Raw genomic sequence first — 12,392 nt, forward strand, 5'->3', positions numbered from 1 at the left:
ATAAAAACTTAGTTTTCAAGCGCTTAAATCGCTTAGTCGGAAGAACTCTTTCGGTCGGATGCCTTTGTCGGTTCTTTGCAAGGTACAACATTCATGGGTAGGGTCATGTTCGAAAAACAGTATCCAGCCCTCGGTTACGGCGCGTTCGAGTATCTGTTCTTTTTCATGGAGGGTAAGCAGCGGGCGCACATCGTAAGCCATCACATATGGCAGCGGAATATGCCCTGCCGAGGGGAATAAGTCGCCGCAAAACAACACTTTGCGACCTTTGTAGTGAATCAGCGGCAGCATTTGCTTTTCAGTGTGTCCATCTACCGCAATAATTTCGATACCCTCTGCGAAAGACGTAATCGCCAATGGATTATCAGCTGTTTTTGGTTGCAGCGCAAGCATGTTGAGTTGTCCGCTTTCCTGCATGGGCAGCAGGTTTTCGGGCAGGAAACTTGCCTTTTCGCGCGCGTTGGGTTGCGTCGCCCATTGCCAGTGCGCTTGGTTTGTCCAGTAGGCGGCATGGGGAAAAGTAGGCTGTAACTTTCCTTCGGATGTGCGCACCACTCCGCCCCCGCAGTGGTCAAAATGCAGGTGAGTAAGGAAAACGTCGGTAATATCGTTGAAATTTAAACCGGCTTTGTTCAACGAACCTTGCAGAGATTCCTCGCCGTGCAAATAATAATGACTAAAAAACTTTTCGCTTTGCTTATTGCCAATGCCGTTATCTATCAAAATCAGGCGATTGCCTGTTTCTACCAACAGGCAACGCATCGCCCAGCTGCACATATTGTTAGCATCAGGCGGGTTGAGGTTTTGCCAAATGGTTTTGGGGACAACGCCAAACATAGCCCCGCCATCTAATTTGAAAAATCCTGTGTGGATGGTATGTAGCTGCATAATTTTCAAGTTTTGTGATATTTTATTACACGGAAATGAACTTATGAGTAGAATCGCTTAATTTTAGGCGAATTAAACTCAACCTATTTAATTTATGAAAAAACTCTATTCCTTTCTTTTCACGTGCCTGATTGTTGCATCGGCAATGGCACAAAATTTCAAAGGCAAAGTTACTGACGCTGAGGGCAATCCACTGCCGGGTGTATCGGTTGCCGTTGCAGGCGGCTCGCAGGGTACGATTACCAACGCGGAAGGTAATTTTGGTTTGCAGCTCAAACAAGGCAACTACAAAATCCGCTTTTCATTTATCGGCTACAAAACGCAGGAACAGACGGTTACCATAGGCGCAGAGCCTATCACGCTGGATGTCAAGATGGAGGAGGATATAGTTAGCCTTTCCGATGTGGTGGTGCTTGGTTCGCGTTCGGCGGCAGTTCGTACCAGCGTACAGACTCCTGTTCCTGTAGACATTATCACCATGAAAGATTTGCAACTGACCGGTCAAATTGAGCCTACGCAAATGATTAACTTCGTCGCGCCTTCGTTCAACTCTGCCCGTCAGACGGTTGCCGACGGTACCGACCATATAGACCCCGCTACGCTTCGGGGTTTAGGACCCGACCAAGTGCTGGTGCTTGTCAATGGCAAACGTCGCCACAATCAGGCGTTGACCAACGTAAACGGCACGGTAGGTCGCGGTTCGGTAGGCACTGACCTGAACGCGATTCCCGCTGCTGCTATTGAGCGCATCGAGGTGCTGCGCGACGGTGCCGCTTCGCAATACGGCTCTGACGCAATTGCAGGTGTGATCAACGTAGTAATGAAAAAAGAAGCAGGTACTTCTGCTAATGTACATTGGGGACGGCACTACGAAGGCGACGGACGCAACCTCATGCTGGGTATCTATCACGGCATTAAAGTCGGAGACAAAGGAACGATCAGTTTTGCGGGTGATTTCCGCTTCCGCGAACCAACTAACCGAGCCGGCGACTACAAAGGCCCTGTTTATATCAACTGGAACACCGGCACAGACATTGCGCGCCGCCAGCAGCTGTTTGAGCAAGACGAGGCACTGATTGCACAACGTGGTTTCAGCCGCGCCAAAAATATGCAGATCGGCAACTCCAAAGTGGATAACTTTGGCGGTATGGTCAACGGAGACTTGCGCATTGGCAAGAAAACCAACTTTTATTTTACAGGTATGCTCAATTATCGTCGCGGACAGGCGGCGGGCTTCTATCGCTATCCCTTCCAGACTTCACAGGTGAACTTAGACCTGTATCCTAATGGTTTTTTACCACAAATTCACTCTACCATTTGGGACAGATCTTTTCTGGCAGGTGTGAGCGGCGAATTTGGCAACGGCTGGCGCTGGGATCTGTCTAATGTTTATGGGGGCAATTCATTCCGCTTTGATGTGAAAAACTCAAACAATGCTTCACAATTTGCGCTTGGCGCGCGCGCGCAAACCGAGTTTTACGCCGGTACACTGGGCTTTAATCAGAATACAACAGACTTTGGCATATCCAAAGATTTTGGCAAGCAACTGGGACTGAAAACATTTAACGTCGCAGGTGGTGTCAATTTCCGCATTGACCAGTACTCGATCCAAGCGGGTGAGGAAGCCTCATGGCGCAACTTCGATCCTGCTTCAGGTCGCGCGGGTGGTGCGCAGGTATTCCCCGGTTTCCAACCTGCTAACGAAGTTGACCAGAGCCGTAATGTGGTAGGGGCTTATTTAGATTTGGAGTCTGATTTGAGTGAAAAACTGCTTGTAAACGTTGCCGGACGTTTTGAAAACTACAGCGACTTTGGCAGCAACATTGCTGGTAAGTTGAGCGCCCGCTACAAATTTGCCGATGCATTCTCGCTGCGCGGCGCTGTTTCCAATGGCTTCCGTGCGCCTTCCGTACACCAAAGTGCATTCAGCGCTATTTCTACAGTATTTATTGCCGTGCCGGGTGAAGGTTTACAGCCACGCCAGCAGGGTACTTTCCGCAATGGCAGCCCTGTAGCCAATGCTTTTGGTATCCCTAAATTGAAAGCCGAAACATCCGTCAACCTGAGTTTAGGCATTACTTCGCAAATTACAGACAATATCAGCCTGACGATAGATGCCTACCAAATTGACATCCAAGATCGCATCGTATTGACGGGTCAGTTCCAGCGCGGTACCTCGCCTACAGGACAGCTGATTTCGCGTATCCTGGACAATGCCGGACAGCGGGAGGTAAACGCTGCAGTGTTCTTTACTAATGCTATTGATACACGCACACAAGGCATTGACATAGTATTGAGCGGCAGCCAAGCAATCGGTAGCGGTACGCTTAACTTTACGCTGGCAGGTAACATGAACCGCACAGAGGTGCAAGGCGAACCGCGTGTTTCTGAAACGCTGCCTCCCGATCAGTTTGGCAACGTATTGTTTAACCGCTTGGAGCGCTCTCGCATCGAGGTGGCCCAGCCACGCAGCAAGTACACGCTTGGGCTGAATTACAAAATCGGTAGCTGGGGCACCAACCTGCGCCTCACACGCTTTGGCGAAGTGGCTGTTAAAGACCCCGCTAACCCTGCGCTGGACGAATCATTCTCGCCCAAAGTAGTTACCGATCTGAGCGTAAGCTATCGCATTACCAAAAATATTGGTTTGGTTATCGGTGCAAACAATTTGCTGGATGTATATCCCGATCCATTGCAGGCGAACCAGTGGCCTACGCCAACCCGCACCACAGCGCTGGATAACACTTCATTCAACCGTTTTATTTACAGCCGTAATGCTACGCAGTTCGGTTTCAACGGTGGTTACTACTACTTCAGCCTGAGCGCTAATTTCTAATACTGCCCGATCGCAGATGCAGTAATCCTGACAGGTTTCTGATACCTGTCAGGATTTTTATTTGACTTACACAGGTTTATCCATATTTGGCGTTTACCTTTGCGTGGCAAATAAGAACACCTAATTATTTGCTGCATGGCCTCCTCTTTTGAATCTCCTTTTGTAATGGAAGCGCTCACTTACGACGACGTATTGTTGCTTCCAGCTTATTCTGAAGTACTTCCCCGCGACACAGATACCTCCTCGCAACTGACGCGCAATATCCGCCTGAGCATTCCGATTGTAGCTGCTGCTATGGACACGGTTTCAGAAGCTGATATGGCGATTGCTATGGCGCAGGAAGGCGGCATTGCATTCATCCACAAAAACATGAGCATTCACAAGCAGGCCGAGCAGGTGCGCAAGGTAAAGCGTTCGGAAAGCGGCATGATCGTAGATCCGATTACCTTGCAGCCACACATGAGCCTGCTGGAAGCAACCCGCATGATGCGCGAAATGAAAATCGGCGGTATCCCTGTGGTCAATGCTGAAGGCATACTGGTTGGCATCATTACCAATCGCGATTTGCGTTTCCGCAAAGACCTCTCTGTTACCGTAGGCGAGGTAATGACCAAAGAAAACCTGATTACGGCTCCGGTAGGTATTGATATGAATCAGGCAGAGGAAATTTTGCAACAGTACCGCATCGAAAAGCTCCCGATCGTAGATGATAACAACAAACTGATCGGGCTGATTACATACAAAGACATTCTGAAGCGCAAAGACAATCCCGATGCCTGCAAAGATTCCTTAGGTCGCTTGCGCGTAGGTGCTGCTGTCGGTGTTACGCCCGACATCATGGATCGGGTGCAAGCACTCAAACATGCAGGAGTAGATGTAGTTGCTATTGACACGGCGCATGGACACTCACGCGGCGTAATTGAGACGCTGAAAACAGTGAAAAAGCAATTCCCTGATTTAGATGTGATTGTTGGCAATGTAGCTACTGCCGAAGGTGCAAAAGCGCTGGCAGACGCAGGTGCTGATGCGGTAAAAGTAGGCATAGGCCCGGGTAGTATTTGCACGACGCGTATCATCGCAGGTGTAGGCATGCCCCAATTGACCGCCGTAGTAGAGGCTGCCCGTGTGCTGAAGGGTTCGGGCGTTCCTGTGATCGCAGACGGCGGAATCCGCTTCTCGGGCGATATTGTCAAAGCCCTTGCAGGCGGCGCAGACAGCGTTATGGTCGGTTCATTGCTCGCAGGAACAGAGGAAGCGCCCGGCGAAGTAATTTTGCTGGAAGGCAGAAAATTCAAATCCTATCGCGGTATGGGTTCGCTCGAAGCAATGGAAGAAGGCTCGAAAGATCGCTATTTTCAGGACGTAGAAGACGACATCAAAAAGCTCGTTCCCGAAGGTATCGTAGGGCGCGTACCGTACAAGGGCAGAGTAGAAGAAGTAATTTATCAGTTGGTAGGTGGTTTGCGCGCCGGTATGGGCTATTGCGGAGCTGCCAATATCGAAGCCTTACAAAAAGCTAAGTTTGTCAAAATTACGGCAGCAGGTATGCGCGAAAGCCATCCGCACGATGTAATCGTTACCCGCGAAGCGCCTAATTACAGCCGATAGTTGCGCTTAGCACGCGGATAGGTATGAGTCATCCCAAAAATTTCGATAGAACACGGATTTTTTGATTGGCTTTCTAATCCAAAAAATCTCATGAAATCTGTGGAAATCAGTGTAATCAGCATTCCAAAAATTCCGGATGACTCATGTTTTTTAGCTTTCATAGCAAGCAATTGATAGCCTGCCTACCGCCAGCGCCGCAGCACCAACCAGATCACTACAGGCGCACCTATGAGCGAGGTAACAGCATTAATAGGAAGCACCTGTCCGCGTGGGGGGAGGTAGCACAGCATATCGCAGAGCAGCAACACACACGCGCCAAGCATTGCACTAAGCGGCAGCAGACTACTGTTGCGCGACGTTCGTGCGAGCAACCGCGTCATTTGTGGTACAGCCAATCCTATGAAGCCGATAGGCCCGCAGAATGCGGTGATTCCGCCTGCCAGTAACCCTGTCAGAATAACCAATCGGCGGCGTACCTTGCGGACATCTATGCCCGAAGTCTGTGCATATTGCTCGCCAAGATGCAGCACGTCCAAAGGTTTAAAATACAGCATTGAAAGCAAGAGCGCAGATAGGATGAAAGGGGCTAGCACCTGCATTTTGGGCCAATCTACAGTCGTCAGGCTGCCGAAACCCCATATCACGTAGCGCTGCAACTCTTCCGACGAGCTGAAATACTCGAGCAAACTTACAATAGCGCTTACCGTGCTGCCAAGCATTAGACCGGCGATAAGTAGGGCTGCACTCTGTCCCGGGGGCATACGCGCCGCTATCTGCATCATCAACAGCAGCGACAGCGCCGCACCTGCAACTGCCGCACCAATGAGTAGCCAACTGCCCCAACTGTTGCTAAGCCATCGAGCAATTCCTAAATAAGCGCTGCCCATTACAACAAGAGCAACACCCAGACTTGCCCCAGAACTGACGCCCAGCACATAGGGACCTGCCAGTGGATTGCGAAAAAGTGTTTGCATTTGCAGCCCGCTGATTGAAAGCGCTGCTCCTGCCAGCACAGCAGTTAGCATTTTAGGTACGCGAAACTCCCAGATAATGAGCTGGTTATCAGAGTCGGGTATGGTATGCAGCAGAATGCCGATTACTTCCTGCAAGGGAATGTAAAGACTACCCACAGCCACATTAGCTATACAAAGCAGCAAGAGTAGCATAAAAACAGGTGCAATCCAAAGATGTGAGCGCATAAATGCAAAGTTAAAGCGATGAAACAGGCTTCATATACTATCTTCGCATTATGTCAAAGAAAGCTGTGATCAAAGGCTTCCGGCTCGCTGCTGCACTAATGGAGCTGCACGAAGCCAATCCGTTCAAAATCCGCAATTACACAAATGCCGTTCTTGCTTTAGAAAAAGCAGAAATAGCTGATAGTGAAATAGATAAAACGCAGTTGATAGCTGCAGGACTTACCGATAATATGGCGCAAAAAGCGCTGGCAATTCTTGAAAGCGGATCTTTTGACGAGTTAGAACAACTCAAGTCGCAAACACCTGAAGGTGTAGTCGAAATGCTCAACATCAAAGGCATTGGGGCTAAGAAGGTGCGCGTACTTTGGCAGGAACTTGGCATTACGAGCCTCCATGAACTGGCGGAAGCCTGCCGTTCCGGCAAAGTTGCCGAACTAAAAGGCTTCGGGCAGAAAACACAGGCGGCTATTGCAGAACAAATCCAATTTATGGAAGCCAATGCTGAAAAGTGGCGCTACGCTGATGCCGAACCAATGGCAGCTCGTTTGTTGCAAATCGTACAGGAAAAAGTCAAACCTGTAGAAGTTGCGATTACAGGCGAAATTGCTCGCTGCCTCGAAGTAATCACTTGCCTGCAAATTACGGCGGCAAGCACAGATTTTACTGCCGCATTCGAGCAGTTTACTACTGACAATCAATCTATTGAAACCGATTTGCCCAACTGTTCGCCTTTTGCATGGCGCGGTTGGCTGCTCAACGAATCGGCAGAGGCGCGGCTGATTGCTGCCGAAGTCAGATGGGTAAGACCTGAAGCCTTTGCTGCACAAGTACTCAAAAACAGTGCAGCGCCTGCTCACTTAAATGGACTGGGAATTCCTGAACTGCTCAAGAAGCAAAGTAACTTTAAGGACGAGGCTGCTGTCTACGAATCTTTGGGGCTGCCTTTCGTACCGCCCGAACTACGCGAAGGCACGTTTGAAATAGCACTGGCAAAAGCTAATCAACTTCCCAAACTGGTCGAGTGGCAGGATCTGAAAGGCATCCTACACAACCATTCAACCTATTCAGACGGGAAACACACCTTGCTTCAAATGGCAGAAGCTACCCGTGCGATGGGCTTCGAGTATTTCGGTATTGCCGACCATTCGGTTTCGGCTTACTATGCCAACGGGCTAAGTACAGAGCGCGTGCAGCGACAGCACGAAGAAATTGATCGGCTCAATGCACAGTTAGCACCTTTTAAAATTCTGAAAGGCATCGAAGCCGACATTCTGGCAGACGGCAGTTTAGACTACCCCGACGAGATACTGGCAACTTTTGACTATGTTGTCGCCTCTGTACATGCAGGTTTGAAAATGGACAAAGTCAAGGCTACGCGCCGTTTGCTGAGTGCCATAGAAAATCCTTACACGACTATCTTAGGGCATCCGACAGGGCGCTTGCTGCTGCGGCGCGAAGGTTATCCGATTGATTACGAAGAGATTATTGCCGCCTGTGCAGCGCATCGAGTAGTCATTGAAATCAATGCCAATCCGTGGCGGCTCGATTTAGACTGGCGCTGGGTTCACCGCGCCATAGAGGCAGGCTGTTTGTTGAGCATCAACCCCGACGCACACGAAACCGACGGACTCTACGACATGCGCTACGGACTGCCAATCGCTCGCAAAGGAGGGGCAGAGAGCCGACATATTCTCAATGCGTTTTCCCTGACAGAGGTAGAGGCTTGGTTATCAGGTAAAAAAGCGGCACACAAAAAATCTACGTAAAGCAAACATACTCTTATATTCGTTAGTTTTGATAATGTCTCTTTAGTACATTTGCATGCCAAAAAAAGAACTTACTTTACGATGTCAGAGGTTATCAAACTCAAGAAAGGGTTCAACATCAACTTAGCAGGTAAGGCGGCTACCCAACTTGCTGAACATAATCCCGAAACAGTAGCCATTAAATTTGATGATTTTCCGGGATTGTACCGTCCGAAAATCCTTGTTAAGGAAGGGGATGTAGTAAAAGCCGGTTCGCCTCTATTTTTCGACAAGGCGATGGAAACTGTCATCTATGCAGCACCCGTAAGTGGTGAGGTTGTAGCTGTTAAACGCGGGGAAAAACGAAAACCTATAGAAATTGTTATCCTCTGTGATAAAATAATAGAATATGTAGAGTACCGCCGGTTCACTGTATCAGATATAGCGAATATCAGTGCCGAGGACGCAATTAAGCACATGATTAGCAGCGGTGTATGGCCACAGATCATTCAGCGCCCTTATGCAATCGTTGCTAATCCGGAAGTTGCACCTAAAAATATTTTCATTTCAACGTTCGATACAAGCCCGTTAGCACCTGACTATGAATTTTTATTCAAAGGTCAGGAACAGTACTTCGAAGCAGGCATTGAAGTACTCCGCAAAGTCGGCAAGTGCGACATCCACATTGGTCTGAATGCGGGTGCAGAGGTTTCCAAAGTGTTTACCTCTGCCAAAAATGTAAAATTCCACAAGTTCATTGGTCCGCATCCCGCAGGCAACGTGGGTGTGCAAATCCATCATGTAGCCCCTATTAACAAAGGCGACGTAGTTTGGACGCTAAATCCTTACGGTGTAATTCAGATCGGCAAGTTGTTTATGGAGGGTCGCTATGATGCTTCAAAAATTATTGCGCTTGTAGGTTCTGAAGTAAAGCAACCCCAATACTACAAGACCATTCTGGGTGCTAATATCAACAAATTGGTCGCCAACAATCTGAAGAGCGATCACGTGCGCTACATCAGCGGCAACGTGCTGGTAGGGCAGAAAATACAGGCAAACGGTCATATGGGCTACTACGACCACATGCTGACCGTTATCCCTGAAGGTGATACACCTCGTTTCTTCCTGACCGATGGCTGGCTGGCCCCGATTGCCAAGCGTTTGAGTTTCCACCGTGCTTTAGGTTTGCTTTCTTTCCTGAATGGCAGCAACAAAGAGTATGTATTGGATACAAGCACCAACGGCGAAGAGCGAGCTTTCGTAGCTACAGGTACTTTCGAGCAGGTCGTTCCGATGGATATTCTCCCGATGCATCTTGTAAAAGCTATTCTGGCAAATGACTATGATAGCATGGAAGCACTTGGTATATACGAGGTAGCCGAGGAAGATTTCGCACTCTGCGAGTTTATAGATGTATCTAAGCAGCCTATCCAGCAAATTATTCGACAAGGCATCAATATGATGCGCGAATCCTAATGAGTAAATCCAGCTAACGTTATGAATTTCTTACATCAATTATTGGAAAAACAACGTCCCCTCTTCGAAAAGGGTGGCAAGTTCGAGCGCTTCTACTATGTTTTTGAAGCTGCCGAAACATTCATGTTTACACCTCCTTCTACTACACCTTCGCGCGGTGCGCAGGTGCGTGATGCTATAGATCTGAAGCGCATGATGATTACAGTGGTAGTAGCAATGCTGCCATGTTTATTCTTCGGTATGTGGAATGCAGGTCATCAACACTATCTGGCAATAGGTCAAGAGGTTGACTTTATGACCAAAATGCTCTTCGGGCTGCAACATACCCTGCCTATCATAATTGTTGCCTACTCGGCAGGTGGTTTGGTAGAAGTTGTTTTTGCTATTTTCCGCAAACATCCGATCAACGAAGGTTTTCTGGTAACAGGTATGCTCATTCCTTTGGTAATGCCTATTACTATCCCTCTGTGGCAGGTTGCTGTAGCGACTATCTTCGCCGTATTGGTCGCCAAAGAAGTATTTGGCGGTACAGGTATGAATATTCTGAACGTGGCAATGACGGCTCGTGCATTCCTATACTTTGCCTATCCAACAGATATTTCAGGTTCTGTATGGACTTACATAGGCGATGGTGTCGCAACTGTGGACGGATATTCCGGCGAAACCGCATTAGCACTGATCGCTGAAGCGTCCAAATCTGCAGGCAGTGGTTTTACGCCTGGTGCTGCTGTAGCTGCGCTCAGTGGTGTTTCATGGGCGCCCGGTCTGTTTTCATTTGACAACCTATTTATTGGTGCAATTCCCGGATCTATCGGTGAAACATCTACGCTGATGTGCCTTATTGGTGCTGCAATCCTGATTGCGACAGGCGTAGGCAGTTGGAAAATCATTGTAAGCGTATTTGCAGGTGCATACCTGACAGGTCTGTTGGTAAATGCAGTGGCAGTAAATGCTTACATGGATCTTCCCGCACATTATCACCTTGTTATTGGTGGATTGGCTTTTGGTGCTGTATTTATGGCTACCGACCCGGTTTCAGCTTCACACACCGAAACAGGCAAGTGGATCTATGGTTTCCTTATTGGCTTCTTTACAGTTATTATTCGCGTGTTCAACCCTGCTTATCCTGAGGGTATTATGCTGGCAGTACTGTTGATGAACGTATTTGCCCCACTGATTGATTATTACGTAGTTCAAGCAAACAAAAATAGGAGATTGAGCCGTGCAACAGTCTAATTTTTATGTACTTGCCTATACGGCAGTCCTCACCATCCTTTGCGGCTTGTTATTAGCTGTAACAGCGACAGGGCTTAAGCCTCGTCAGCAAGCAAATATTGCACTGGAGCAGAAAAAGAACATTCTTAGTTCTGTAATGACACTCAAAAAGACAGACGATATCAATGCAATCTACGACAGTAGGGTACGTGCTTACGTAGTTGATTACGAGGGAGAGATTAAAAAAGACGTACCTGTTTCAAGCGTCGTTGTGAGAGAAGAGCGCAAGAAAAAACCTACTGAACGGCTGTATCCTGTATATGAAATCGTGGAAGAAGGCGGAGATAAAGTCCAATTTTACGTATTTCCGGTATATGGTTTTGGTCTATGGGATGATATCTGGGGCTTTGTAGCCTTAGAGCAAGACATGAACACCATCAAAGGTGTGCGTTTTGAACACAAGGCAGAAACCCCGGGATTAGGCGCACGAATCGCTAACAACGATATTCAAAGTCGCTATGTTGGAAAGAAAATTTTCGACGGTGATAAGATCGTAGCTGTTGCAATGCAAAAAGGCGAAGGACTTGACTACAGCAACAATCCTCATCAGGTAGACGGTATGTCGGGTGCAACCATTACAGCTAAAGGGGTGAACGATATGCTATTGGACTATCTTTCGGGTTATGGAAACTTTATCCAATCAAAGCGCAATAATAAATTAAGTTTTAACTAGTAATCTGTCTTTGAAGCATGAGCACACAAACTGAAAAACCGGTAAAAACGCAAGCTGAACCGCTTTTTTCCAAGAAGAACCGTAAGTTACTCATAGATCCCTTAGATGCTAACAACCCTATTACAGTACAGGTATTGGGCGTATGCTCAGCATTGGCTGTAACTGTTCAGTTGAAGCCTGCACTTGTAATGTCGTTGGCAGCTACTTTTGTAGCAGGATTTTCAAGCCTTTTCATCTCTTTGCTTCGCAATACTATTCCCTCACGCATACGTATCATTGTACAGTTGGCCGTAGTTGCAAGTTGGGTAGTTATTGTAGATCAGGTACTGAAGGCTTACATGTATGACGTATCCAAGCAACTTTCCGTATTTATCGGTCTGATTATTACCAACTGTCTCATCATGGGACGTTTGGAAGCATTTGCGCTGGGCAATAAGCCTTGGCCTTCTTTCCTCGATGGGTTGGGTAATGGCCTTGGGTATGGTATCATTCTGGTAATTGTAGCTTTCTTTCGCGAGTTATTGGGTTCAGGTTCTGTATTTGACATCAAAATTCTAGGTGCAGATAGCCTGACAGGATTGCCTTATCAGGGTAATGGTTTGATGATGTTGCCGGCAGGGGCTTGTGTAGTGATCGGGCTACTGATCTGGGCACAACGCGCACGCAATGGATACTCAGAGGATCATTAATAA

Annotated in this window: 9 protein-coding genes; 7 read left to right on the plus strand and 2 right to left on the minus strand. The window is 47.9% G+C overall.

The window, feature by feature from the left end:
* Nucleotides 1-15 precede the first annotated feature (15 nt).
* Nucleotides 16-888, minus strand: a complete 873-nt coding sequence (locus ACWIP2_RS11940; RefSeq protein ID WP_448520163.1) for an MBL fold metallo-hydrolase — start codon at nt 886-888, stop codon at nt 16-18.
* A 94-nt stretch (nt 889-982) separates the two neighbouring features.
* On the opposite strand from ACWIP2_RS11940, the gene ACWIP2_RS11945 reads away from it, so the two are divergent.
* Nucleotides 983-3,724, plus strand: a complete 2,742-nt coding sequence (locus tag ACWIP2_RS11945; RefSeq protein ID WP_448520164.1) for a TonB-dependent receptor — start codon at nt 983-985, stop codon at nt 3,722-3,724.
* 135 nt (nt 3,725-3,859) lie between these two features.
* A complete protein-coding gene (gene guaB / locus ACWIP2_RS11950; RefSeq protein WP_448520165.1) occupies nt 3,860-5,332 on the plus strand; it encodes an IMP dehydrogenase in 1,473 nt (490 codons plus the stop codon).
* A 182-nt stretch (nt 5,333-5,514) separates the two neighbouring features.
* On the opposite strand, the gene ACWIP2_RS11955 is transcribed toward guaB, so the two are convergent.
* Nucleotides 5,515-6,531, minus strand: coding sequence for a FecCD family ABC transporter permease (locus ACWIP2_RS11955; RefSeq protein ID WP_448520166.1), 1,017 nt, complete (start codon nt 6,529-6,531; stop codon nt 5,515-5,517).
* A gap of 50 nt (nt 6,532-6,581) precedes the next feature.
* On the opposite strand from ACWIP2_RS11955, the gene ACWIP2_RS11960 reads away from it, so the two are divergent.
* From ACWIP2_RS11960 to ACWIP2_RS11980, 5 genes are all read left to right on the plus strand, one after another.
* A complete protein-coding gene (locus ACWIP2_RS11960; protein WP_448520167.1) occupies nt 6,582-8,297 on the plus strand; it encodes a PHP domain-containing protein in 1,716 nt (571 codons plus the stop codon).
* 81 nt (nt 8,298-8,378) lie between these two features.
* Nucleotides 8,379-9,752 (plus strand): Na(+)-translocating NADH-quinone reductase subunit A, encoded by a 1,374-nt coding sequence (locus ACWIP2_RS11965; RefSeq protein WP_448520168.1) that lies wholly within the window; start codon nt 8,379-8,381, stop codon nt 9,750-9,752.
* 21 nt (nt 9,753-9,773) lie between these two features.
* Nucleotides 9,774-10,988, plus strand: coding sequence for an NADH:ubiquinone reductase (Na(+)-transporting) subunit B (locus tag ACWIP2_RS11970; protein WP_448520169.1), 1,215 nt, complete (start codon nt 9,774-9,776; stop codon nt 10,986-10,988).
* A complete protein-coding gene (gene nqrC / locus ACWIP2_RS11975; RefSeq protein ID WP_448520170.1) occupies nt 10,975-11,700 on the plus strand; it encodes an NADH:ubiquinone reductase (Na(+)-transporting) subunit C in 726 nt (241 codons plus the stop codon). The genes ACWIP2_RS11970 and nqrC overlap by 14 nt, the downstream gene beginning before the upstream one ends.
* Before the next feature lie 17 nt (nt 11,701-11,717).
* Nucleotides 11,718-12,389 (plus strand): NADH:ubiquinone reductase (Na(+)-transporting) subunit D, encoded by a 672-nt coding sequence (locus ACWIP2_RS11980; protein ID WP_448520171.1) that lies wholly within the window; start codon nt 11,718-11,720, stop codon nt 12,387-12,389.
* Nucleotides 12,390-12,392 lie beyond the last annotated feature (3 nt).

Source organism: Rhodoflexus sp. (genome assembly GCF_053489755.1).